General features: G+C 31.8%; 25 protein-coding genes. 17 read left to right on the forward strand and 8 right to left on the reverse strand.

Annotation, left to right across the window (positions count from 1 at the left end):
* The 3 genes from ACP5FO_RS01185 to ACP5FO_RS01195 form a co-directional block, all read right to left on the reverse strand.
* The coding region (locus tag ACP5FO_RS01185; RefSeq protein WP_428156890.1) for a pyrimidine dimer DNA glycosylase/endonuclease V at window positions 1-364 on the reverse strand (364 nt) is incomplete at its 3' end.
* A 48-nt stretch (window positions 365-412) separates the two neighbouring features.
* Complete coding sequence (uvrC, locus tag ACP5FO_RS01190) at window positions 413-2,191, reverse strand: excinuclease ABC subunit UvrC (RefSeq protein WP_428156891.1); 1,779 nt, start codon at window positions 2,189-2,191, stop codon at window positions 413-415.
* A gap of 75 nt (window positions 2,192-2,266) precedes the next feature.
* Entirely contained in the window at window positions 2,267-3,193 is a 927-nt protein-coding gene (locus ACP5FO_RS01195; RefSeq protein ID WP_428156892.1) for a sulfurtransferase, read from the reverse strand.
* 93 nt (window positions 3,194-3,286) lie between these two features.
* On the opposite strand from ACP5FO_RS01195, the gene ACP5FO_RS01200 reads away from it, so the two are divergent.
* The 15 genes from ACP5FO_RS01200 (at window position 3,287) to ACP5FO_RS01270 (ending at window position 18,972) form a co-directional block, all read left to right on the forward strand.
* Complete coding sequence (locus tag ACP5FO_RS01200) at window positions 3,287-5,524, forward strand: endonuclease MutS2 (protein ID WP_428156893.1); 2,238 nt, start codon at window positions 3,287-3,289, stop codon at window positions 5,522-5,524.
* Window positions 5,521-7,185 (forward strand): DNA primase, encoded by a 1,665-nt coding sequence (gene dnaG, locus ACP5FO_RS01205; protein ID WP_428156894.1) that lies wholly within the window; start codon window positions 5,521-5,523, stop codon window positions 7,183-7,185. The genes ACP5FO_RS01200 and dnaG overlap by 4 nt, the downstream gene beginning before the upstream one ends.
* Window positions 7,178-7,972, forward strand: coding sequence for a DNA-3-methyladenine glycosylase family protein (locus ACP5FO_RS01210; protein ID WP_428156895.1), 795 nt, complete (start codon window positions 7,178-7,180; stop codon window positions 7,970-7,972). The genes dnaG and ACP5FO_RS01210 overlap by 8 nt, the downstream gene beginning before the upstream one ends.
* A complete protein-coding gene (locus tag ACP5FO_RS01215) occupies window positions 7,969-8,574 on the forward strand; it encodes a DedA family protein (protein ID WP_025391999.1) in 606 nt (201 codons plus the stop codon). Before ACP5FO_RS01210 ends, ACP5FO_RS01215 begins: the two co-directional genes overlap by 4 nt.
* Entirely contained in the window at window positions 8,564-9,109 is a 546-nt protein-coding gene (locus ACP5FO_RS01220) for a class II aldolase/adducin family protein (protein WP_025392000.1), read from the forward strand. Before ACP5FO_RS01215 ends, ACP5FO_RS01220 begins: the two co-directional genes overlap by 11 nt.
* Complete coding sequence (locus tag ACP5FO_RS01225; RefSeq protein ID WP_428156896.1) at window positions 9,106-9,864, forward strand: menaquinone biosynthetic enzyme MqnA/MqnD family protein; 759 nt, start codon at window positions 9,106-9,108, stop codon at window positions 9,862-9,864. Before ACP5FO_RS01220 ends, ACP5FO_RS01225 begins: the two co-directional genes overlap by 4 nt.
* Window positions 9,857-11,056 carry an MFS transporter gene (locus tag ACP5FO_RS01230; protein ID WP_428156897.1) on the forward strand — a complete coding sequence of 400 codons (1,200 nt, stop codon included), beginning with the start codon at window positions 9,857-9,859 and terminating at the stop codon, window positions 11,054-11,056. The genes ACP5FO_RS01225 and ACP5FO_RS01230 overlap by 8 nt, the downstream gene beginning before the upstream one ends.
* Before the next feature lie 43 nt (window positions 11,057-11,099).
* Window positions 11,100-12,080: a sodium:calcium antiporter gene (locus tag ACP5FO_RS01235; RefSeq protein ID WP_428110572.1), complete on the forward strand. Its 981-nt coding sequence runs from the start codon at window positions 11,100-11,102 to the stop codon at window positions 12,078-12,080.
* 145 nt (window positions 12,081-12,225) lie between these two features.
* Window positions 12,226-13,362 (forward strand): ABC transporter substrate-binding protein, encoded by a 1,137-nt coding sequence (locus tag ACP5FO_RS01240; RefSeq protein ID WP_428107111.1) that lies wholly within the window; start codon window positions 12,226-12,228, stop codon window positions 13,360-13,362.
* An 83-nt stretch (window positions 13,363-13,445) separates the two neighbouring features.
* Complete coding sequence (locus ACP5FO_RS01245; protein ID WP_428107105.1) at window positions 13,446-14,339, forward strand: branched-chain amino acid ABC transporter permease; 894 nt, start codon at window positions 13,446-13,448, stop codon at window positions 14,337-14,339.
* A gap of 1 nt (window position 14,340) precedes the next feature.
* Window positions 14,341-15,381, forward strand: a complete 1,041-nt coding sequence (locus tag ACP5FO_RS01250) for a branched-chain amino acid ABC transporter permease (RefSeq protein WP_428107101.1) — start codon at window positions 14,341-14,343, stop codon at window positions 15,379-15,381.
* Window positions 15,371-16,150 (forward strand): ABC transporter ATP-binding protein, encoded by a 780-nt coding sequence (locus ACP5FO_RS01255; RefSeq protein ID WP_428156898.1) that lies wholly within the window; start codon window positions 15,371-15,373, stop codon window positions 16,148-16,150. Before ACP5FO_RS01250 ends, ACP5FO_RS01255 begins: the two co-directional genes overlap by 11 nt.
* Window positions 16,137-16,838, forward strand: coding sequence for an ABC transporter ATP-binding protein (locus tag ACP5FO_RS01260; RefSeq protein ID WP_428156899.1), 702 nt, complete (start codon window positions 16,137-16,139; stop codon window positions 16,836-16,838). Before ACP5FO_RS01255 ends, ACP5FO_RS01260 begins: the two co-directional genes overlap by 14 nt.
* 37 nt (window positions 16,839-16,875) lie before the next feature.
* Window positions 16,876-17,826, forward strand: coding sequence for an MBL fold metallo-hydrolase (locus ACP5FO_RS01265; protein ID WP_428156916.1), 951 nt, complete (start codon window positions 16,876-16,878; stop codon window positions 17,824-17,826).
* A gap of 57 nt (window positions 17,827-17,883) precedes the next feature.
* Window positions 17,884-18,972 carry a branched-chain amino acid aminotransferase gene (locus tag ACP5FO_RS01270; RefSeq protein ID WP_428156900.1) on the forward strand — a complete coding sequence of 363 codons (1,089 nt, stop codon included), beginning with the start codon at window positions 17,884-17,886 and terminating at the stop codon, window positions 18,970-18,972.
* A 4-nt stretch (window positions 18,973-18,976) separates the two neighbouring features.
* On the opposite strand, the gene ACP5FO_RS01275 is transcribed toward ACP5FO_RS01270, so the two are convergent.
* From ACP5FO_RS01275 to ACP5FO_RS01285, 3 genes are read right to left on the reverse strand one after another with little or no spacing between them, the layout of a single operon-like run.
* Entirely contained in the window at window positions 18,977-19,864 is an 888-nt protein-coding gene (locus ACP5FO_RS01275) for a DMT family transporter (protein WP_428107084.1), read from the reverse strand.
* 3 nt (window positions 19,865-19,867) lie between these two features.
* A complete protein-coding gene (locus ACP5FO_RS01280) occupies window positions 19,868-21,337 on the reverse strand; it encodes an amidase (RefSeq protein ID WP_428156901.1) in 1,470 nt (489 codons plus the stop codon).
* Window positions 21,338-21,382: 45 nt separating this feature from the next.
* Entirely contained in the window at window positions 21,383-22,603 is a 1,221-nt protein-coding gene (locus ACP5FO_RS01285; protein WP_428156902.1) for an NAD(P)/FAD-dependent oxidoreductase, read from the reverse strand.
* Window positions 22,604-22,723: 120 nt separating this feature from the next.
* Here ACP5FO_RS01285 and ACP5FO_RS01290 point away from each other — a divergent pair, with 120 nt between their 5' ends.
* Window positions 22,724-23,506: a sulfite exporter TauE/SafE family protein gene (locus ACP5FO_RS01290; RefSeq protein ID WP_428156903.1), complete on the forward strand. Its 783-nt coding sequence runs from the start codon at window positions 22,724-22,726 to the stop codon at window positions 23,504-23,506.
* Window positions 23,507-23,521: 15 nt separating this feature from the next.
* Entirely contained in the window at window positions 23,522-24,544 is a 1,023-nt protein-coding gene (locus ACP5FO_RS01295; protein WP_428156904.1) for a TQO small subunit DoxD, read from the forward strand.
* On the opposite strand, the gene yihA is transcribed toward ACP5FO_RS01295, so the two are convergent.
* Entirely contained in the window at window positions 24,522-25,118 is a 597-nt protein-coding gene (gene yihA, locus ACP5FO_RS01300; protein WP_428156905.1) for a ribosome biogenesis GTP-binding protein YihA/YsxC, read from the reverse strand. The genes ACP5FO_RS01295 and yihA overlap by 23 nt on opposite strands.
* Window positions 25,115-26,188, reverse strand: a complete 1,074-nt coding sequence (leuB, locus tag ACP5FO_RS01305; RefSeq protein WP_428156906.1) for a 3-isopropylmalate dehydrogenase — start codon at window positions 26,186-26,188, stop codon at window positions 25,115-25,117. Before leuB ends, yihA begins: the two co-directional genes overlap by 4 nt.
* Between the last annotated feature and the right edge of the window lies 1 nt (window position 26,189).

The raw sequence follows: 26,189 nt of genomic DNA on the forward strand, positions 1-26,189 counted from the left end.
TTAATTTAAGCAAAAATTCATACCTATTTTTGTCCCTTAACTTGAGCTTATTTAACAAATGGTTGTATTCAAATTCAAGCTGACCTCTCTTTAGGGGAATTTTTTCGACAAGTAAGTTTAGAGTTGATATTTTGCTTACATTAAAATTATAATTCCTATTTCTTGCTTCTAAATATACAAAGTACAAAAAAGAATCGATAGCATTTAATGGGTCACTATAAGCTTTAAATCTATTAAGTTGTGGATGATTTTTATAGCCTTTGGTTAAAGACAAAAGGACTTTTTTTGCAAGTAGTCCTTCTCTCCACAGCGCAAGTAAACCTTTTGTATCTAAATAAACAGGATGCAAAGACCATAGTCTCATGAAAATATTATAACTACAGGTATATTTTTTTTCAATAAACAATTTTGCCTAAAAATCTTTTAATTTTTCTTTTATCATTTGAGCAATAGATTCGCTTATGCCTTTTATGGAGACAATATCTTTTAACGGGGCATTTTTTATATTTTCTATACTACCAAATTTTTCAAATAATTCTTTTTTTCTTTTTGGACCAATAAATTCTATCCTATCAAGTGCACTTGCTATTGTTGTTTTGTTTCTTAGATTTCTATGGTATGTGTTTGCAAAGCGATGAGCTTCATCTCTTAGCTTTTGCAAAAAGTTTAAAACTTTTTTATCTGTTTCAACTTTGCCATGTTCTAAATACACGCTATCTTCAACATCATATAAGCTTCTTATGGTTTTATGATCAATCTTTTCTTTTGCTATAGCAATAGCTTTTACACCACAAAAACTTGCTGCTTTTAATTGTATAGGTCCGCCATCAAGTATAACTACATCTGGCAAGATGAGTTTTGAGTTTTTAATCAAATTAATATGCCTGCAAATAGCTTCTTTCATAGATTCATACTCGAATTTTGATTCAAGTTTGTATTTTCTATAGTAGGATTTGTTAAAACCTGAAATATCAAACCTTACAACACCTGCAACTACATATTCAAAGCTAATGTGTGCAATATCAAATACGTCAAAATAATAAGGTATTTTTTCAAGTCCAAGTAATAATTTTATCTGTTTGAAAACTTCCAAATTTGCTTTGAGTTTTGAAAGATGCAAATCCAGCTGTTCTTTGGCATTGTTTTTTGCCAATTCCAATATTTTGAGGTTTTCTCCTTTTTTTGGATAGACAATTTCTACCTTTTTTTCAAAAATACTATTGGATAATTCAAGGGGTTCGCTTATTAAAATTTTTTTAGGCAAAAGTTCTCCCTGAAGATAGTATTGTATGACAAATTCCTGTTTTGATTCCAAATCAAATGACTTATTAAAAAAGAAGCTTCTACCAGCAATAACCTTACCTAACCTTACATTTAAAACATAAACGCAAGTAATATCGTCTTTTTCCAAAAAAGCAAAACAATCCAAAATTTGTGCTTTTGTATCTGTTACAATAGGTTTTTCTTTTAATATATTGATTGCTTCAAGTGAATCTCTAAGCTCAATTGCTTTTTCAAATTGTTCTTCGTTTGCATATTTTTTTATCTGTTCGATGATTTTATTTTTTAGCACATCGTGATTTTTTGACAAAAGAAGATTTATTTCATCAATTAATTTTAAATAGTCTTGTTTGCTTACCATCTGGGCACAGGGCGCAAAACACTTTTTCATCTGATAATAAATGCATGGTTTTTGATTTGTTTTTTGACAGCTTTTGTCATCTTTTTGTATAATTTTATACGAATCTTTTATAACTTTTATAAGCATATGTAAGCTTTCTGCTGAAGGAAAAGGACCAAAATAAAAATCATCTTTGTTTTTTATGCGTCGTGAGTATGTAACACGAGGAAAATTTTCACTATATGTTATTCGCAAGTAAGGGTAGCTTTTATCGTCTCTAAATACAATATTGTATGGTGGACGTTGTTCTTTTATTAAATTTGATTCTAAAAGTAATGCTTCTTCTTCATTTTTTGTAACAATGATTTCAACACTGTGAGCTTCCTGTATCATCTTTTGTTTATAAGGATCAATATTTTTTCTTAGATAAGAAGCCAATCTGTTTCTTAGGTTTTTTGCTTTTCCTATATAGAGCAGTTCGTTTTGGCTTGAATATATTTTATATACACCAGAAAGTTTTGGGATTTGACGCAAAAGTGTTTTATCTAAAAAAATTTCAACACCGTTCATATAGTCAATTATAACAAAAAAATGTATTTTTAGAATATGTAAGCAAAGCTTTTAAGCTTTGCTTACAAAAAAGTATCAGAGGGGGGATGTTCCTGTAACGATTGGTATATTTGGATTTCTTGATGCGCTAACCATTGAGCCGTTATATGTAAAAACCAGCTCATTATTAAATAAAGCTCTTTCTACAAACCATAGACCGCTAGCAAAGTAACCTGTGTTGCAATATGAAATAATTGGTTTATTATTATCCACACCAGCTTTTTTAAGTAAGCTCTCAATTTCTTGTGGTGTTTTAATTAAAAAGTAATTATCAACTTTTTTAACGCACTCGCCTACTGGCAGGTTAACTGCCCCTTTTATGTGGCCATATTTTGCAAGTCGTTTATCACTTGTAAACTCACCTGTGTATTGAGCAAATGGTCTTACATCGACAAGTTGAATTTTATTTTCATTTTTAACTGCCCATTCAACAAAATCGCTAAATACATAAGTTTGTGGTGTATTGCGCTTTATTACAAAATGTGTTTTTGGTAGCGCAACTTCGCCTGATTGAACTGGTCTTTTTTCATCAACCCATTTTTCAAAACCACCATTCATAAAATACACATTTTCAACGCCAGCCCATTTTAGAGCCAAAATAACCCTTGTAGCATTTGTTAAGAAAAATGCAGGATTATCTCCTCCAGAATAAACGATTACAGTGTCAGTTGGTAAAATTCCAGCATTTGATAAAGCTGCTTCGAGTTGCGAGTTACTAGCAATACTTGCAGCTTTAACACCATATTGTTCACTAAAAAGCTCGCCCGTTGGTGTTAAATTTACAGCATTGGGTAAATGTGCTTTTAGATATGCTTCTTGTGGTCTTGTATCTATAATTACCACACCTTTTTTACCAATCATAGATGCAACTTCTTGAGTGCTTAAAATACCAACTTTTGCAAAAGCAAAGTTAAACAATAAAAGCAAAGATAAACATACCATCCATGCTAAACGCTTTAGCATAAGTACCTCCTTTTAAGTAAGTTTCTCACTATATAATATACACATATTATTAAATTTCAACCCTAAAATTTTTTTTGCCAAAAAATTAAACTAATGTATTATAATATCAAAGATATGAAAAGTGTTTTTGAAGTTTTAGAGTTTGATAAACTAAAAAATGTTCTAAAAGAGTTTGCTCAAACAACATACGGTAAAAATTGTATTGATAAGATAGAGCCTGTATTTGACTTCGAAAAAGCTCTCCAAAATTCAAAGATTTTAGATATTTTTTTTGAAAGTCTACAAAACTCTATACCAATACTTGATGATATATACATAGATGATTATCTGGAAAAAGTCATTTATTCGCAATTAAGTGCAAAAGAAATTTACTACATATATACTTTTATTGATTTTATAAGCAAATTAGACAAAGACTTAAATGAAAATGTCAAAAAATATATCAATTTTGTTAATCTTGATAAACTTAAACTTTTAATAGCCCAAACAATTGATGAAACAGGCTACATTAAAGACTCAAGCACAAAAAAACTCTCATTTTTAAGGTCAAAAATTAAAGCAACAAAAGACGATATAACAACGCTTTTGCATTTTTTTGTAAGGAAAAAGGGTTTGCAAAATATACTTCTTGATACGAATGTTTTTTTGAAAAATTCACGCTTTACAATACTTGTAAAGCCAAATTATAAAGAATACATAAAAGCAAGAAAGGTGGATATTTCAAGAGCAGGTTTTTTTGTAGAACCATACGAAATATTTGAAAAAAACAATTATCTTGAAGATTTAATACTGGAAGAAACAAAAGAAATACAAAAAATCCTTGTTGCTTTCACAAACCTTATAAGAAAACACACTCAAGATTTGATTCATAATACAAAAGAACTTGCAAAGCTTGATTGTTTTTGTGCAAAAATCTTATTTGCAAAAAAATTTAATGCAATATTGGCACAATTTGATGAAAAAAATCGTCTTGAAGCTTACAATTTAAAACATCCATTGCTTTTAAAAACTCACGAAAATGTTGTAGGCAACGATTTAAGTTTAAATGGATCTTTAATTATAACAGGTCCAAATACTGGCGGAAAAACAGTATTTATAAAGCAAGTAGGTCTTGCAACGCTTTGTGCGTTTGCCAATATACCAATCTGTGCAGATTACTTTTCGATAGGTAAAGTGTCAAATATATTTGCTGTAATTGGCGACGAGCAAGAAACAGAAAGTTTGAGCACCTTTTCTTCGAATATGGTTAGAATAAAAGAAATAATAGATAAATCAGACGAAAACTCCCTGATACTATTAGACGAACCAGGAAGTGGGACAAGCCCTGATGAAGCATATGCAATCGTATATGCTATATTTTATTATTTAAACAAGAAAAACCCAATGCTTATCATGAGCACGCACTATAGAAATCTGGTATATAAGCTAAAAGATATTGACAATGTCTATTTAGCTGCATTTGAGTTTGACGAAGATAAACTGCAACCTACCTATAAGCTAACCTATGGCAAAATTGGCAAAAGCTACGGCATAGAAATCATGCAAAAGTATTTGAACACTGATATATCCGAAATAGCTAAACAAGCTTTTGAATCAAAAGAAAATCAGCTATTTGACAAATACGAAAAAGAACTTAATGAAATGCTAAGAAAAAAAGATCTATACAACAAACTCATAAAACGATACAAGATGCTCTTTAACAGACTCAATCAACAAATAAATCAGTTAAAGGAAAGTTTATTGAGTGAACACCTGCAAACGCAACAGCAATATAAACAACTGTTAAATACATTAAAAAAAGAGATTTCAAAGGTTATCAAGACCAAAGAAATAAAAGATGCCCAAAGGTTTGTAAGCTCAATTGAAAAATTTGACTTACCAAGTCAGCAAACTCCAAATTCAAGACAAGTATTTGAAAAAGGAGATACTGTAAAGTTAGGAAAATCCTTTGGTACAATTATTAACATAAAAGGACAATATGCTCAGGTAAGTATTGATGGTAAACTTATACAGGCAAAAATATCTATGTTGGAAAAAAAACAAAGTCCACTAAAACAAAGTTCTATAAATATAACTGATTCAACACAGTACAGGCAGGAATTGAATATAATCGGCATGCATGCATTTGAAGCTGAACTTGAAGTATTGCAATTTCTTGACTATGCTGTGGCAAATGATATAAAAGAAGTCCGGATTATCCACGGAAAAGGAAGTGGTGTGCTTAAAGAAATGGTAAGGAATCTATTAAAAGATAGCAAATTTGTAGAAAGTTTTTCAATGGCGCCGCCAAATCTGGGCGGAGACGGTGCTACTATAGTGGTTTTAAAATGAACCTTGCACAAGAAATCAAAAATAGATTAGATATTGTAGATTTTATAAGCAGATATGTAAACTTAAAAAAAATTGGTTCTAATTATGTTGGCTTATGTCCTTTTCATTCAGAAAAAACACCTTCATTTACCGTAAACAAACAAAAACAGTTTTTTCATTGCTTTGGTTGCGGAGAAAGCGGTGATGTAATAACTTTTTATATGAAAATAGAAAACCTGGAGTTTAAAGAAGCAATTAAAAACCTTGCGCTGGAGTTAGGATTGGATGCGGATACTTTAGATGAAAGCACTAAAAAAGAAAATATACTTCTTGATATAAATAAACTTGCTTGCGAGTTTTTTCAAAATAAACTTAAAAATTCAAATCTTGCATTGAAATACTTAGAAAAAAGGCAAATAACAAGAAAAACTCAAGAATTATTTCAGCTTGGATATAACCCAGATGATAACTCATTGCTTGATTTTTTGCTCAAAAAATACACAAAAAAGCAGATAAACGAAGTTGGTATTTTATCGAATTCTTATAATATATTTGGCGGCCGTTTGATGTTTCCAATACACGACGAATATGGTCGCATTGTAGGTTTTGCAGGTAGAGCATTGCATGAAAACCAAAAAGCAAAGTATATTAATACAAAAGAAACAGTTTTATTTTCAAAACAAAAAATACTTTACGGTTTTGATAAAGCAAAAAATTACGCAAAAGATTTTCTTATTGTTTGTGAAGGATACTTTGATTGCATAAGACTATACCAAGAAGGCTTGCAATGTGCGTGTGCAACAATGGGTACAAATCTATCTGATTATCACATAAGGCTAATAAAAAAATATACAAACAAGATTTACTTCAATTTTGATACAGATAAAGCAGGCATAAATGCAATGCTAAAAAACACTAAGGTTTTAGGTCAGCTTGATGCATATGTAATAGAATTTAATTTAGATGATGCAAAAAAAGAAGATCCAGATAGTTTTGTATTAAAATACTCTATAGATGAATACAAAAAACAATTGCAAAACGCAAAAGACTATTTTAGTTTTTTAGAAGAAAAGATACTTGCCCAGTATAACCTCCAAAATGCAAGGCTTCTTCATTCACAACCGATATTTGTTGCAAGTGCAATAAATTCTATAAAAAGCGCAATAGATAGCATAAATGATCCTGTAACAAAAAGTTTGTATTACTCAAAGGCAAGAAGACTCCTTAATCTCAATATACTCCAAAAAAATCCTTCTACCCAAGAAAAACCTAACAAAAAATACACAAAAAATCATTATATAATATCTTACCTATTAAAAGACCCTTTTTTGCTTGATTGGATTGAAGATAAAGAAGAATTTGCAAAAAATTTTAATGATGATCTTAAAAATATATTTTTAAAACTTATAGAAAATAACCAAATTAGTTTTGAAGAATTTGTATCAAATCTGGACAAACAAAGTGCGTCGTTATGCTATGAACTATACCTGTTAACAAATGAAGAAACCATTTCTCAAAAACGCATCAATTTTTTAATGCTTATAAATGCTATGGAGATAGAAAAACTTAAAAAACAGATGCAACATTTTCTAAAAGAGATTGCCAAAAATCCAAATAATGAAGAGCTAAAAGAACTCTACAGACAAACTAAAAACAAACTTCAAAGGCTAAAAAATGAATAAAATAAAAGTGCCATTTAAATTTAATTTAGAATACACGCTTGAAAGCGGGCAAATTTTCAGAATCTCAAAAATAAATGATGGTTATAGAATATTTTCAAGTGTAATATTTGATGTGTATTTTGATGGTAATTACTTATATTACAACAATGTAGATAAAAACTACATAATGAGATTTTTTTCACTGGATATTAATTTTGATAAAATTATTAACCAGATCATGCTTGACAATCACATAATTAAAGCAATAAAAGCATTTGAAGGTTTAATTATACTCACGCAAGATCCATACGAAACAACAGTGTCTTTTATCTGCTCTGCTTTCAACAACATAAAGCGCATAAGATTAATGCTTGATAAGGTAAGTGAGGTCTATGGCAATAAAACAGATTTAGGTTATACATTTCCTTCTTGTAGCGTTAACTTTGAGGAAGAGGTATTATCTAAGTGTGGTTTTGGGTTTAGAAAAAGATACATTTCAAATCTTACACAAAACAAAGATTTTTTTGATAGCATCTATAAACTCGATACAAAAACAGCAAAAATAAAGTTAATGAACTTGCAAGGCATAGGTTCAAAGGTTGCAGACTGTATTTTGCTTTTTGCATACAGGCGTTATGAAGTTTTTTGCACTGATGTATGGATAAAAAGAATAATTGAAAAGCTATACTTTGACAATCGTAAACAAAGTGTAAGAACTATTGAAGAATTTGGAAAAGATTATTTTGGACAATACGCAGGCATTGCCCAGCAGTACTTGTTTTTGGCGGCAAAAAAAGGAGTTATATGAGTTATTTAATTGATTTGGCTGATTTTTTGGTTAAAGCTATTGGGGCGTCTGGATATTTAGGTATTTTTTTTCTGATGTTTTTAGAAAGCTCAATTGTACCGCTACCGGGAGAATTCGTAATTCCACCTGCCGGTTATTTAGCTGCAGTTGGAAAAATGAACCTTTGGGTTGTTATTATTGATGGTACGCTTGGTAGTTTAGCTGGAGCGCTTTTTAACTACTATGTATCCAAAACACTTGGACTAAAAATTGTCTTAAAATTTAGTAAAATTTTCAGACTGGAAAAAGCACTAAAAAAAACTGTTGTTTTTTTTGAAAAACATGGTGCAATAAGTGTTTTTGTAGGAAGACTTTTGCCTACAATCAGACACCTTATTTCAATACCTGCTGGTTTATCTAAAATGAGAGTATTTGCCTTTTCACTTTTTACTACGCTTGGCGCTTTCATCTATACTGCAGGTCTTGCTTTAATTGGCTATTTTGTTGGTAAAAATCCTGATTTATTAAAATATTACATGCATAGGTTTAGCGCTGGATTAATTGCGTTTGCAGTGATTTTAATAATTGGATATATTTTTTATAGGAGAAAGTATGATAAGTGAGTTTAAAAGAATAGGAGATATGCTTTTTTTAATGGGGCTCGTTGATGCATCAAGTGGCAATATGAGCGCAAAGGTAAAAGATGGTATATGGATAACAAAAACTGGTAAATCTTTATATGGTCTAAAAAGCAAAGATATTGTAAAAATTGGGTTTGAAAGGGATGTTCGCTGGAATGCAGCTTCAAGTGAAGTAGAGTTGCATGTAAATATTTACAAAACAATTGATAAAGCAAGCGCTATTGTACACGCACATAGTCCTTACACAGTAGCTCTATCCATGGTATACTCTAAAATCATTCCAATTGACCATGAAGGAAAGTTTTTTTTAAAGCAAGTTGATGTGCTTGATATAAAAAACTGGGATGAAGCCAAAGATGCAATTGCTCAACATTTTAATGAAACAGAAAATAAAATTGTAATAGCAAAAGGACATGGAGTTTTTGCATTTTCTGATAATTTATTTGATGCTTTAAAGTTGGTTAGTGCTTTAGAATTTAGCTCTAAAATAATTTACCTAAAGGAGAACATTAAATGAAAGTAGTTTTAGTAGACTTTTTAAATGCATATCCTTTATACTATGCGCTTGTAAATAAAATTATAGACAATGACATTGAGTTTATAAAAAAAATGCCTTCTGTTTGTGCTAGGCTACTTTTTGAAAAACAGGTAGATGTAGGTATAGCGCCTTCCATAGAATACGCAAAATCTGATTACTATCTGGTACCTAACGTTTGCATATCAAGCGATTACAAGGTTAAAAGTGTAGCACTATTTTTAAAAAAACCGTTAAATAAAGTAAAAACCGTTAAGCTTGATAAAAATTCAAATACATCTGTTGCTCTTACTAAAATCTTGTTTGCTTATAAGTACAAATTGGAAGTTGACTATATACAGGATAGAGCCGATTGCGAACTTGTAATAGGCGATAATGCCTTATATAGAATAGAACATACAGACGAAGAAATTATTGATTTAGCTTATGAATGGAAAGAGTTTAGCGGATATCCATTTGTTTTCGCTTTATGGATTGCAAATGATAAAATCTCAGCTAAATATATAGATTTGTTTTTAAAAGCTAAAGAATGGGGTGTAAATAATCTTGATACAATTGCTGAAGCTTTTTGTGATACGCACAATTATGACTATGAAAAAGCTTATGATTACTTAAAAAACAACCTATCGTACGACTTAACAGAAAACAAAAAAAAGTCTCTTGAGCTTTTTTTTGATTACGCCTATAAATTGAACTTAATACCACAAAAACCAAAATTGCGTTTTTTATATGAATAAAAGCACAAAGTATCTACTTTCTATAAGATTTTTGCGCAGCATTGGTCAGGGGTTATTAATTGTTGATTTTGCTTTGTATCTCAAAGCTTTAGGTTACAGCGCAACAACAATAGGTCTGGTTTATACATTTGTTAGTCTATTTGGTGCTTTTGGCAGTTTATTTATAGGATTTGTTAGTGATAAAACCAAAAGAAAACCGTTTTTAATAATCTACACATTGCTTTTAATGTTTGCAAGTTTAGGAATGTTTTTTGCAAATAATATCTATGTAATAGCTATTTTTAGTGCTATTGGTAGCTTTGGTCTTGGAGCAAACGGTGCAGCTGGGCCTTTTTCTCCTGCAGAACAAGCATTGCTTGCTGAAAAGATACAACCAAACATGCGTGGTATGGTTTTTAGCTTAAATACAGCATTGGGTTTTTTGGGGATGTGTATTGGTTCTCTTCTAGCAATGTTTTTTGCTTTTTTAAATTTTACACAAAAAAACATGGATTACAGATTACTTTTCTTTGTTGTTTTTTTGTTTGCAAGTATAACGCTTTATTTGCTTTTTAAAGTTGAAGAAAATTATAAACCTAAAATTTTAAAACAAGCGTCGGATAAAAAAGAAGCAGGTATTGATAAAAAAGAAAATCTTAATTTAATTAAACTTATAGGCTTAAACAGTATAAATGGTCTGGCAATAGGTCTAAAGGGTCCACTGATAGCGTATTGGTTTGCATTAAGGTTTGGTGTTGGCGCAAGATTAATCGCTCCTGTTTTTGCAATAACTTTTTTACTAAGCGCAATACTATCCTTCTATACAGGTAAACTATCTCTAAAATTTGGGATTGTTAATTCTGTTTTTGCACAAAGGCTTGTTGGTCTTGTATTTTTAATACTCTTACCACTTGCTCCAACATATTTTTTGGCATCATTATTTTATATCTTTCACCAAATTTTTAACAGAAGTTCAGCTGGTGTAAGACAGGCACTTACTGTAAGTTTGGTTAGAGACAAAAGAAGGGGTTTTGCTGTTAGCTTGAATTCTGCTTCAATGCAGTTTCCACGCTCCATAGGTCCTTATGTAACTGGAGCTTTGATTGAAGCAAATTCATTCGAGATGCCCTTTTTTATGGCAGCTTTTTTGCAAGCTACATATCTGATTTTATACAAAAAAGTATTTAAAAGCTTTAATTTTCCAGAAGAATAATTGTTTATTTGACTAAAATTATACATTATGGTAATTTTAACTTATGATTTTGAATTTATTTTTTCTTATTATTAGCATTGCGTTTATTGTTGTTGCTAGCGAAATGTTTACAAATTCTTTAGAATATATAGGCTCTAAATTAAAACTTTCACAGGCAGTTATAGGTTCAATACTTGCCGCTATTGGAACAGCCCTGCCAGAAACTATATTGCCAATTATTGCAATCTTGTTTCTAAAAAATTCAGCTCATGAAATAGGAATTGGTGCAATTTTGGGAGCACCTTTTATGCTTTCAACGCTTGGTTTTTTGATGATTGGTATTGGTGTGGTTATTAGACATTTATTAAAAAAAGGCTCATTTAGTCTGAAAATTGAAGAAAAAACAACAAAACGGGACCTTACTTTTTTTTTAATATCTTACATTATTGCAATTTTAGCAACTCAATTTAACCATATAAAAGGTATATTTGCATTTGCTGTAATTGGCATATATCTAGTTTATTTATATTTAACATTTAATGGCAGAAGCTCAAAGCTTGAATTTAAAGACAATTTATATTTTTTTAGACTCTTTAAAATAAAAGAAAACCTTCTATCCGGTTTTTTTCAATTAATTGTGTCTTTGGCTACTATTATTTTTGGTGCTTATGCTTTTGTCAATGGTTTAAGCACTATAAGTCAACATTTTGGCTTTAATCCTCTGATATTTTCTCTATTAATTTCTCCAATAGCAACTGAGCTTCCAGAAAAAATTAATTCTCTAACCTGGACATTAAAAAACAAAGATATTTTGGCTTTTGGTAACATAAGTGGTGCTATGGTTTTTCAATCAACATTTCCAGTAAGTGTTGGAATTTTACTAACTAATTGGACTATTACGCAAAATGCTCTTTTGAGCGCGTACATTGCATTATTTAATATTGCTTTAATGCTTTTGTGGGTTTGCCTGCTAAAAAAAATAAATGGGTGGGTTTTTAGCATAAATCTTATGACTTATATTTATTATATAATTAAAGTTATATAGTTTTTTGAGTCATTGTTTTGTAAAATTATAATTAGCTAATTAGTTTTAAACAAAGGTTTTATTTTTAAATTAATTTAATTTAAAATAATTGACAAAACAGAAATAAAAAATTATACTTAAGAATAATTTTAAGAAAGGGGGTTTTATGAAACGTACATTTTACAAAACTATTTTGTTTGCATTGGCGGCTGTGTTTACTTTTGGCTTTAGTGCAAATAAATCTTTTGCAGCGCAAAACACAATCAAAGTCGGTGTTGTGTTTTCAATGACAGGACCAGTTGCCTCTTTTGGTCAAAGCTCATGGCAGGGTTTACAGGTTGCTAAAGAAATTATGCCAACCGCTTTGGGTAAAAAAATTGACCTAATTCTTGTAGATGACCAGGGCGATAAAGTGCAAGCAGCCAATGCTGTAAACAAGCTTGTTTACGACAACAAGGTAGATGCAATTATCGGACCTTTAATTTCTGGTAATGTTATGTCTGCAACTCCAATTGTAGAAAAAGCTAAAATTCCCTTAATCACGCCAACTGGAACAAACCCATTGTTAACAGAAGGCAAAAACTTTATATCCAGAGCTTGCTTTATTGATCCATTTCAAGGAAAAGTTGCAGCATTTTATGCTGTAAAAGATCTGCATGCCAAAACTGCTGCAATAGTAATTGATTCTGCTCAAGATTATTCAGTTGGTCTTGCAAAGTTTTTTGAGGAAAATTTTAAAAAATTAGGTGGCAAAATTGTAGCTAAAACATTTATACAAACAGGCGAAAGTAACTTTTCTGCTCAGATTGCTTCTCTTAAGCCAGCAAATCCACAAATTATCTACATGCCATGCTATTACCAAGAAATAGCTTTGTTTGCAAGACAAGCAAGAGAATTTGGATTAAAACAAACTATTCTTGCTGGTGATGGCGCTGACGAAGCTGCCTTATTAAAAGTAGGTGGAGCAGCGGTAAATGGGCTTACATTTACTACTGGTTTTGCGCCAGAAGCTATAAAAACTGCATTGGGTAAAAAATTTGAACAAGCCTATCAAGCAAAATACCATAAATTACCTGACAATTTTGCCGCTTTGTCTGCAGATTCTTATTTTATGTTAGTCAACGCAATTGATAGAGCTAAATCTGATAATCCAGTTGCTATAAATAAAGCTCTTAGAGCAACAAAAAATTTCCAAGGCGTAACTGGAAACATTACACTTGTAAATGGTGATGCAATCAAGCCAGCTGTTATTGAAAAGGTTGAAAATGGCAAATTTGTTTATGTTACTTCAATTAAACCGTAAAACAACCTCTATAAGGGGAGCATTTGTGCTCTCCTTACCTATTCATTCAAATAACATATATTTTTTAAAAGGATGATTAAATAATGTTAACAACCATTCTTCAACAACTAATTAATGGAATTTCTGCTGGAAGTCTCTATGCTCTTGTTGCTATTGGCTATACTATGGTGTACGGCGTTTTGCGAATGATTAACTTTGCTCATGGCGATATTTTAATGGTAGGTGCATATTTAGCGTTTTTTGGTATTAGTGCTTTTATGTTACCCTGGTGGATTTCTTTTGGTACAGCAATAATTATTACTGGCCTAATTGGTGTTCTAATTGAACGATTAGCGTATAGACCAATTAGAAATGCGAGTCGTGTTTCATTGTTGATTACAGCAGTCGGTGTATCTTTTTTTCTAGAAAATTTATTTTTAGTGTTATTTGGTGGAGTGCCAAAAGCTTTTCCTATAGCACCGATATTTCATGGTGTTTTAAACTATAATCAATTGTATTTACCAGTTGTTAGTATTTATACCCCAATTATTGCGCTTGCTCTTTTATATATGCTACTTTATATATTGCACCATACAAAATATGGTATGTCTATGCGTTCTATTGCGTTGGATATTGATACTACAAGTTTAATGGGTATAAATGTTGATATCGTTATTTCGCTAGTGTTTTTTATAGGCTCTTCCTTGGCTGCTGTTGGCGGGATCTTGTGGTCTACACAGTATCCTTCAATAAATCCATTAATGGGTATTATGCCAGGACTTAAAGCATTTGCTGCCGCAGTTTTAGGTGGTATCGGGGATGTTGCTGGAGCTGCAATTGGTGGACTGGTTCTTGGAATATCAGAAGTTCTAATAGTAGCGTTTTTCCCGAGTTTAGCTGGTTATAAAGATGCGTTTGCTTTCTTGCTATTAATACTTGTACTTTTAGTCAAACCTACTGGTATTATGGGAAAAGAATTAGAAAGGAAGAGATTTTAGTATGAATAAGAATACAATTTTTACAATTTTAAGCATAATTCTACTTTTTATTTTTTTATATTACGCAAATCATCATTTTAGCAGATACACAATTATCATATTGAATAATATTGCCATTACAATGATACTAGCTGTAAGCTATAATCTTATAAACGGCATTACAGGACAGTTTTCTCTTGCTCCAAACGGATTTGCAGCAGTTGGCGCCTACACTGCTGCGCTTTTAAGCCTTACCCCAGCGCAAAAGCAAGCGATGTTTATCATTGATCCTATTATGCCGTTATTGGGTTCAATTCATCTACCTTTTTTGGCTGCACTTATAGTTGCTGGACTTGTAACTGCATTTTTTGGATTTATTTTAGGATTTCCTGTATTTAGAACAAGAGGCGACTATCTTGCTATTGTTACATTGGGATTTGGTATTGTTATAGATATTGTTGCAAATAATGCCATAACTATAACTAATGGACCACTAGGATTAAAGGGTATATCTAACTATACAAATATATGGTGGAGTTATGGCTGGCTTGTATTTACTATTTTTGTAGTAATGAGTATAATCAATTCCAATTATGGCAGGGCTATGAAGGCTGTAAGGGATGATGAAGATGCAGCTATGGCTATGGGCATAAACACATTTAAGATGAAAATGATTGCTTTTGTTGTAGGTGCTTTTTTTCAAGGTGTTGCAGGAGGTTTGCTTGCACACTTAATTACAACTATTTCTCCAACGCTTTTTACATTTTTCTTAACATTCAATTTGCTTGTAATTATAGTTATGGGTGGTCTTGGTAGCATAACAGGAACAGTTATAGCTACAATCGTTATCGTTTGGGGATCAGAACTGCTTAGAGTATTTGATCAACCAATGCATATATTTGGCATAACAACTCCAGGAATACCTGGCCTTAGGATGATTATTTTCTCATTGTTATTAATCTTTGTAATGCTTTTTGCAAGGGAAGGCATAATGGGAAAGAAAGAATTCTCATGGGATTGGCTATTTAATGCTATAAAAGGTGGCGCAAAAAATGGAAAATAATATACTTGTATGCGAACATATTACAATGAAGTTTGGTGGTCTTGTTGCTCTAAATGATGTTAGTTTAAACGTTGCCAAATCTAGCATAACTGGTTTAATTGGACCCAATGGCGCTGGCAAAACGACCATGTTTAATGTTGTTACATGTAATCTAAAACCAACAACAGGAAGTATAGTATTTGAAGGGAAAAACATTACTGGCTTTAAACCATATAAAATTGTTCCCATTGGTATGGCAAGAACATTTCAAAATATAAGATTATTTGAAAATTTAACCGTTCTTGAAAACATAATGATAGGTTTTGCACATAAAGTTAAATATAGACTATTTGAACCAATTTTAAAAACTCCGAGATTTTTAGTTCAAGAAAAGGAAATAAAAATAAAAGCGCTTGAATTGTTAGAAAAGGTAAATTTAAAAGAAAAAGCGCATCTAAAAGCAACAGGTCTATCTTATGGAGAACAAAGAAAAGTTGAAATTGCAAGGGCTCTTGCGACTTCACCAAAATTGTTACTTCTAGATGAGCCTGCAGCTGGCATGAACCCAAGCGAAAAAATAGCACTAATGTATTTTGTAAAAGAAATCAAAGATACATTCAATTTAACTATATTTTTAATAGAACATGATATGAAGTTTGTAATGGGAATCTGCCAAAGAATTTATGTGCTTGATTATGGCGCTAAAATTGCAGAAGGTACACCTGAAGAAATTCAAAAAAACCCAAAAGTTATAGCGGCTTATTTAGGGGAAGCAAATGTTAAAGGTTAAAAATTTAAATGTTTTTTATAAACTTATACACGCAGTAAACGATATTTCATTTGAGGTTCCCGAAAGCAAAATAGTAACATTAATAGGACCGAACGGTGCTGGAAAATCAAGTACGCTGAAATCCATTGTGGGTCTTGTGCCGTCAAGCGGTCAAGTAAATTTATTATCTAACAATATATCAAAAGAAAAAACATACCAGCGAATTAAACGTGGTATAGCACTCGTGCCAGAAGGTAGAAAAGTTTTTGTTAACCTGACAGTTTTAGAAAATCTACGCATTGGGGCATTTAATAAACCAGCTTCAACATTAGAAGAAAAATATGAACGGATTTTTCAAATATTTCCTATTTTAAAAAAACGTGCCAAACAATATGCTGGAACACTTTCTGGTGGTGAACAACAAATGCTGGCTTTAGGCAGAGCCCTTATGAGTGAGCCTTCCCTTTTAATGCTTGATGAACCATCGCTTGGTTTGGCACCAAAAGTTGTACAAGAAGTTTTTGAGATAATCCAGCACTTAAATCGTGAAGGTATGACAATTTTGCTTGTAGAGCAAAATGCAGCAATGGCATTAAAAATTGCTCATTATGGTTATGTACTTGAAGCAGGCAAAATTGTGCTTGAAGATATAGCCCAAAACTTATTACAAAATGAAGAAGTAAGAAAAAGTTACCTGGGGGAGGTGTAAAATTAGCATAGAATGTATTTTTGATAATATTTACAAAATAGAAGTATCCCTACCTCAAAACCCCCTTAAATCAATAAACTCTTATGTGATAAAAGGAGAAAGAAGTTTAATTATTGATACTGGTATGAATAGAATTGAATGCGAGCAGACACTAAAATATGCTTTGGCAAAACTTGATATTGATCTTGAAAAAACAGATATTTTTATTACTCACATGCATGCAGACCATAGTGGATTAATAGGTAAATTATCAACACCACAATCAATTGTATATTTTACCAAAGAAGATGCGCCATACATATTAGGCACAAACTGGGAAGAATTCTGGCTTGAAGAAGCAAATTATGCAAAAAAATTTGGGTTTCCAATAGATTCTCTGTCAAATGCAATAAAAAAACATCCAGGTTACAAATACGCTTTTAGGGGCAATCTTCTTTCGAAAATTTCTTATGTTGAAGATCAGCAGGTATTAAATTACGGCCAATTGGAACTTAAATGTATTAAAACACCAGGCCACACAAAAGGTATTGTATGTCTATATGAAGCTAATAAAAAATTATTTTTTTCGTCGGATCATGTGTTAGAAGATATAACTCCAAATATATCTGCAGCATATGAAAACAAAAACCCTCTAAAAGAATATCTAGAAAGTCTTGATAAAGTTTATAATTTTGATGTAGATATGGTTTTACCTGGACACAGAAGAATTTTTTATAATTTACAAAAAAGAATTGATGAGCTTAAAAAACACCATGAAGAAAGATTAAATGAAGTATTGAATCTTATTGATACAAAAACTCCAAATGATGCCTACAAAGTAGCCTCACTGATGCATTGGGATATAAAGTACAAAAACTGGGAAGATTTTCCTATTGCTCAAAAATGGTTTGCACATTCAGAAGCACTAGCGCACCTGTTGTATCTTGTTGATACAAACAAAGCAAAAATCTTAATTCAAGACGATAAATACTATTTTTTAAAAACTTGACATTTATTTTTCTAAGTAATATAAGATTAAATAATTTAATTAAGAAAGGAGTTTGTTATGCAAATAGCGTATATTTTAAAACCAAAATCCCAAAGAAGAAAAGAACAATTAAAACCTACTCAACCCTTACCTTTTGGTCAATTAAGAACTGATCACATGTTTTTGATTGATTATGAAGATGGAGAATGGCAAAACGCACGTATTGTACCATATGAGCCATTTACTATATCACCTGGTGCAATTGCACTGCACTATGGACAGGCTTTATTTGAAGGTGCAAAAGCTTTTATGCATCCAGATAATGAAATCTATACATTTAGAATAGATAAAAATGCAAAAAGATTAAATAAATCAGCCGAAATTCTCTGTATGCCATCCATTGATGAAAACCTTCAAATAGAAGCCATACACGCATTGATAGATGTTGATAGATTGTGGTTTCCAATTCAGAATGGTGCTTCACTATACATTAGGCCATTTATGTTTGCAACTGAAGATTCTTTAGGTGTGCATCCAAGTAAGTCTTATAGATATGCAATCATTTTATCACCAAGCGGTCCATACTACCCAGAAGGATTTACTAAACCAATCAGGCTTCTTATAACCAAAAAATTCCACAGAGCTGTAAGCGGTGGCACTGGTGAATCAAAAGCCGCAGGCAACTATGCCGCATCTTTGAGAGCCGGAGAGTTTGCAAAACAATTTGGCGCAAGCCAGGTTCTTTATTTAGATGCTCAAAATAAATACATTGAAGAAGCTGGGGCAATGAATCATTACCATATAGAAAAAGATGGGGCAGTAGTTATACCTGAGTTTACTGATACTGTATTAAGAAGTATTACTTCTGAATCTATTATTGAATTACAAAACTCTTTAGGACTTAAAGTAATACAAAAAAGAGTTGCTTTAGAGGAATTCATTGAAAAAATTAAAAGTAAAGAAATAATTGAAGCAGGTGGATTCGGTACAGCAGCTGTAGTATCAGCTGTTGGTGAATATGTTTTTGAAGACAATAGTATTTTAACTGTAGGAGATGGTTCTATTGGAGCATACTCAAGAAAAATTTACGAGTATTATACTGGTTTACAAACAGGAAAAATTGCTGCACCTAATGGTTGGATAAAAAAAGTAGAAAAAAGAATTTAAAGCTTTAAGACGCAAAGTTTTGGCTTTGCGTCTTTTTATGCAAAGAATATATATAAATAATCAAAAGTGATAAAATTATAAAAAAAGAACCAATTAAATCTGTTAAGCTGAATTTTTCATGTAGTTGAATATATGATTCTATCATTGCAAATACAGGTATTGCAAGTGATGACAAACCAACAATGCTTGCTGGGAGTTTTTTTAATAGAAAAAGCCACAAAAACCACGCAAAAGCCGTAGCTATTATACCCGTGTAGAGAATTGCAAAAATTAAATAACTATTTAAAACAACGGTTCTTTGATAAGGTATCAAAACATTAAACAAAATAACAACTAAAACGACAAATACCATTTGCCAAAATGTAAGAGAAAATACATCCCAATGAGGATATTTTTCCCAGATAATTACAGAAACTACATTGCCAATACCCCAGCTTACACCATATAGTATTGCGAATAAATATCCCAAAACACTTGCCCTGAAATACCAAGGCTGCATTATAAGTATAAGCCCTATAAAAGATAAGCTAATGGGAATATATTTTATTTTTTCCAGCTTTGTTTTTAAAATTAATCTTTCTAATAATATTGTCCAAAAGGGCATAATATAGCCCAAAACAGTTACTTTGCCAGCAGATGAGTAAACCAAAGCCAAATTGTAAAAAACAACAGGCAAAGCATTTTGAAATAAACCCAGTAAAAAAGCCCATTTTATACTTTTTGGTTTTTCAAGTTTTTTCATAAATGCTGTAATTAAAAATAAAAACAAAAATCCCACTAAAACTCGCCAGAGTGTAAATTCAAAAGGACCAATATAGTTTAGTGCAATCTTTGTAACAACAGCAGTATACGACCAACCAAGGATTAATAAAACAAAAGCAACATACAGCATATCTTATTCTTTTATTTGCCTAAACCAAACAGGCGTATCTTCAAGTTGTTTTGCTAATCTGAATAATATATGATCGTTTGCATAAGATGACATAAATTGAACGCCAAGCGGTATATTTTGTGAGCTAATTCCAGCTGGAATACTCATTGCAGGCAATCCAGTTTGATTTGCAAGTTGCGTAAATGGAAATGCACTTAATTGCTTAAAAGCTATCTTTTTTATAATTGGCTTTATATATGAGCTTAAATTAGCTGAGGATATGGTTTTTAATGCTAATTCTTCAAAGCTTGATGGCAATAAACTACCTAATTTTATATGAGGATTTGCAAGTGTTGGTGTCATATAAATATCGCATTGTTCAAAAAAACCTCGCATTAAGTAAGCCGTTTGATCCCAGAAATGCTTTATGTAAACATTCAATTTTGAATGAAGACTATCACCAATTTTTGCAAGTATGTATGTAGAAGGTTCAACATCGTTAATTGTAATCTTTCTTTGTAATTTGTTTTCGAGATAATCTAATAAAAATGATGTTTCTATAAACATAGCATCAATGTATGTATCGTATAGTCTGGCAAAATCTAGCTGCGGTTGAGTTTCTTCTACCGTATGACCTAAGTCTTCCAATGTTTTTGCTACTTTATAAGTTGCTTCTATCATTTGACTATCTACATTGCCAAGATATGAATTGGTATTTAAAGCAATTTTAAGTGGCTTTAATGGCTTATCTAGCTCTTTGAAAAATGATTCAACTGGTTTTTGACAATAAATTGGGCCGTCAAAACCATATTCCACATCTAGAAAAAATGCACTATCCCTTACAGTTTTTGTTAAAACATGATTTACAACTAGACCCATCCATGCATCAAAAAACTCGCTACCCATTGGTGTAAAATACCTTGAAGGTTTAAAACCAAATAATCCACACATAGAGGCAGGAATCCTGATTGAGCCACCACCATCGTTACCAGTAGCCACACTAACCATCCCGCTTGCCACACTTGCAGCTGAACCACCGCTTGAGCCACCCGGTGAATATTCCAAATTGAATGGGTTTCTCGTTGGGCCAAATAGTTTCGGTTCAGTTGTTCCCATTAAAGCAAACTCAGGGACATTCGTTTTTCCTAACACAATACATCCTGCATCTAAAAGTCGCTTTACAAATGTGGATGTTTTTTTAGAAACATAGTTTTTTAAGAGTCTTGAGCCCATAGTTGAACATGTATTTTCAATTTCATGCAAACTGTCCTTTAGCAAAATTACTACACCATAAAGCGGTGCACTTTTATCAGATGTTTCTATTTGTTTTTTAGCTAAATCATAATGAGTACATATAACGGCATTGAGTGTGGGATTTAATTTTTCAATTTTTTCTATAGCTGATTTTAATACTTCAAGTGGGCTAACTTCTTTTTTTGCTATAAGATGAGCAATACCTATAGCATCATACTTTACATATTCATTTAATTTCATATTAATATTATACAATATTTAAAAAATTAATTCAAGCTTATAAAGCTACTTATTGCAACATTTTACTAAAAGTTTGCTTAAATATTCCTCAGATAATCTTGGGGGCATTTTGCCATGAGAATAAAAGTAATATGAATCAAAACCCATTTTCATGAATTTCGGTATTTTACCACTAAGTGTTAAATCTCTATTTCCTCCATACATCCAGTCTGATAAAATTAAAGTTGCATTTTCTCCTCTATTCATGATACATAAAATTTCTGGTTTAAATGGTACAATTACATTTTTTTGCGTGATTTCGCTTATAATAACGCTTGCTGCTGTATGAGATTGCTTAACTGCAATATGGCCTAATTTTGGCATCGAAGAAGCATTTATATCACCTGCTGCAAAAATATTTTCATACTTAACATGCCTCATATATTTATCTGTAGGAACAAAACCAGCTTCATCAGTTAAATTTGAATCAATAAGAAATTTAGGTCCTTTGTATGGTGGAATTATTATAGCCATATCACATTCAAGTTTTGTAGAATCTTCAAATTCTACATATTCTTTATCAATGTGCTTTAAAACTTTATTAGTTACCACATTAATATTACTTTTTTTAATTATCGGCTCCATATCTTTATGAACTTTTTCGCCTACATCTTCAAAAAAAATCTTACCTGGTGTAAAAACTGTAATACTTGTTTCGTGTCTTCTATTGTGTTTTCTTAGATAATAGTCAAGCATAAACATAATTTCGCCAATTGGGCCTTCGCATGGTGCAGCAAGTGTCTTTACAGTTGATGCACTACCCCACTTTGTAAGACAGGCTCCAATAACTATTTTTTTACCAATAGACGATGCTCTTCTATCTAAAAATCTTAACGCTTGTGTATAATCGCATATAGAATAACCATACTCATTAAAACCTTCTATCGCATCATAATCCTTAACAGCCCCAACACTTATTAATAGATAATCATAATCAACAATGGTATCATCTGTTAAAATAACTTGATTTAATTGCGGTTTTATTAATTTAACTTCTTTTCTTATAAATTTATGATTGAATTTTTCAATAGTTGAACCAATTGGTATAAGTGCTTCATTTAAAGCCCTTTCTCCAAAGGCAACTTCAGGTAAAATTGGCTTTGATAGACTAAAAACACTCGAATCAATAACAGTAAGCTCAGCCTCCTCTTTTAATTTTTTTGCTAAGCTATAAAATGCTCCAAATCCAGCAAAACCGCACCCTAAAATAACAATCTTTGGCTTCATAATTAGCCTCCTATTATAAGATATTTAAATACTAACAAATGTTACAAAAATTGTCAAGTTTTTAAAAACAAGTATTAATTTATATTGACAAAAAATATTTTGATGAGTATTATTTTTTATATGGAATTAATCTATGGAATTATAATTGGTTTAACACTTGGTTTAACCGGTGCTGGTGGCTCAATTATAACTATACCCATACTGCTTTATTTGCTTGATATAAATGTTCATAGTGCAACAGGGACAAGCCTGGTTGTTGTTGGTGTTGGCTCTTTAGCTGGTGCTATACAATACATGCTTGGCAAGCAAAAGTACGTGCACTGGAAAATATCTATTGTATTTTCTATAGCTGGTATATTTGGTGCATTTTTAGGTTCTTACATAAATTCTTTGCTGCCAGCAAAAATTATACTGTATGGATTTTCTGCATTGATGTTGATTATTGGCATACTGATGCTAAGACAAAAAGAATACCAAAATAAAAAAGAAACTCAAAAAACAATAAGTCTGAAAAATATCAAAGGTTTAAGCGCGTGGTCGAAGTTTGTTTTGGCAGGTTTCGGTATTGGTTTGATGACCGGATTTTTTGGTGTAGGTGGTGGTTTTTTAATAGTACCAACGCTTGTTTTGATTTTAGATTTTCCAATGAAAGATGCCATTGCAACAAGCCTCTTAGTTATTGCCTTAAATTGCTTATGGGGTATTCTTTCAAGACTTAGTGGCGTAGGTTCAATAGAAATAACCCAAGCAATATACATAAGCGTGGGTGCGATTATTGGTATGGCCATTGGTGTAGTTATTGCAAAAAGAATAAAAGCAGGCTATTTAACAAGAATTTTTTCCTATTTTGTTATAATACTTGCTTTTTATATGTTTGCAAGAACACTTGGTCTAATACATTAATATTTGGAGGATTTGATGGCTATGGCTACAGAAAAATCTTTTTCATTTAAAAGCATATCAACCCTGGCAACGCCTATCAGGCTTGTGCTTGGATGGCAATTTTTTAGTGCATTCTTAAGAAGGGTCGTAAATGATCCAGAAAAACTTGACCCAAATTCGCCTGCATTTATGGGGCACGCATTTAATCACTTTTTACCTCATGCGCTATTTATTAAACCGATGATTGAATACCTTATTACACAACCTCATTTGCTTTATGTTTTCTTGGTAACATTTACAATAATAGAAGGTTTAGTTGGCATTGGTTTGTTATTGGGTTTGTTTACAAGACTTTCTGCTATTGGAGCAACGCTTTTATCTTTTGGAATTTTGCTTGGCTCTGGATGGCTTGGCTCAACCTGTGTAGATGAATGGCAGATTGGCATAGCAGGCATATCAAGCGGTCTTGTTATTTTTAGTTTAGGTGGGGGTTTATTTTCACTTGATAATATGTTTTTTAAAAATAAAAATTCAAAACTCCTTGCATATTTGGCTTCAAATAACTTAAAAACTAACGAGTCTTCTTTTAAAACAGAGGCTTTGATTTTTAGTATTATAGCTATGTTTATAACACTATATACTTATCAGGCCCTTCATGGTGGCTTATACGGCAAATTGTACAATTTATCAAAAATACCAAAAATTGAAATTTTAAATGCACATCTCAAAAAAAATGGTGAGTTAAATTTAACTATTTATCGCACAAATGGTCCTGATACTTACGGTGCTTTTATTGAAGAAATAGCTCTTCTTGATGAAAAAGGCAAGGTAGTTGAAGCAATAAATCCAAACAATCAAAATTTATTTAAAAATGATATAAAAAATTTTTACTTTAATAAAATTGAGCCAAACAAATTTTCGCTTGTTGTACCACTTGGAGCAAAAGCCACAATAAATATCAAGCCAACAGGCCACATATCACTCAGAAGAGGTTATTATACATTAGAGTTAACCGATGTTAGCGGTTTGAAATGGTCTAAGAAAATAAACTTAGATTAAAACTAACATCACAAGCTTGCTCAATTAATTGGGCAAGCTTGTCTATACCCTTATGATATGCAGTTGATGTTTTAATGTATTTTATGTTTAATGTTTCAATGGCTTTTTTTGTTTTAGCAAAATGAGATTGGCTTGCTTTATCTATTTTTGTAAGCACAATTACAGTACTTAAATTATTATACTTAAGCCAATTTAAAAAAATCTCATCGCTAGGCATTATTGACACCTTTGTATCTATAAGCAAAAAAATCAACCGCAACATATTGGCATTTAGCAAATAGTTTTCTATAGGTTTTTGCCAGGCATTGACCATGGATTTTGAACACTTTGCAAAACCATACCCTGGCAAATCAACAAGGTAAAATTTTTCATCAACCAAAAAAACATTTATTGTTGTGGTTTTTCCTGGAGTTTTGCTTACTTTAGCTATTTTTTGATTTAAAATAGCATTTATCAGCGAAGATTTACCTACATTGCTTCTTCCGCAAAAAACAAACTGAGGCAACTCAAGCCTTGTGGGAGCTTCTAAAAAGCTACCCACAAATTTGACTTTTTTAAAGTATGTTTCTTTCATACCTCATGAATTGCTTTTGCTATAAGATCACCCATTTGTGCTGTATTAACTTTTTTATCTGAGTTTGTTGCAATATCTGGCGTTCTATAACCCATCTTTAAAACCAAACTAACAGCATCTTCAACACATTTTGCTTCTTTATCAAGCTTAAGACCATATTTTAAAAGCATTGCAAGTGATTCAATCTGAGCAATAGGGTTTGCAATGCCAAGGCCTGCAATATCAGGAGCAGAACCATGTATTGGCTCAAACAATCCAACTTTGCCGCCAACAGATGCACTGGCAAGCATACCGATAGAACCAGTTAGCATACTTGCTTCATCACTTAATATATCGCCAAATATATTACCTGTCACAATTACGTCAAATTGCTTTGGGTTTCGAACAAGTTGCATTGCAGCATTATCAACATACATGTGATTTAGCTCTACATCGGGGTAATCTTTGGATACATCTATTACTATATCACGCCAGAATTGTGATACTTCAAGAACATTTGCTTTATCTACACTTGTTAATTTTTTTCTTCTTTGTCTTGCGATTTCAAATGCGAGTTTGGCTATGCGTCTGACTTCTTCATCTGTGTAAACCATTGTATTGAAAGCTTTTTTTCTGTCTTGGCTAAAACCCCTTGGCTCGCCAAAATAAATCCCCCCCGTTAGTTCTCTAACTACAATTAAATCAATTCCTTCAATGACTTCTCTTTTAAGCGTTGATGCATCGACAAGCTCATTAAATACCTTTGCAGGCCTTAAATTTGCAAAAGCGCCTAAAGCTTTTCTGATTCCCAAAAGACCTGCTTCTGGCTTTAAATGATGTGGCAGGTTTTCCCATTTTGGACCACCTACAGAACCAAAAAATAACGCATCTGTTGACAATATCGTATCAATTGTTTCTTGTGTTAGCGGTACTCCAAATTTATCAATTGAACAACCGCCTACATAAACATATTTATACTCAAATGTATGATTAAATTTGTTTGCTATTTCTTCTAGAACCTTAAGACCTTCTTTAACAATTTCTGGGCCAATGCCATCACCTTCCATTACGGAAATTACAAATTTACTCATT

It is taken from the genome of Desulfurella sp., assembly GCF_049977265.1.
Taxonomy (GTDB): Bacteria; Campylobacterota_A; Desulfurellia; order Desulfurellales; family Desulfurellaceae; genus Desulfurella.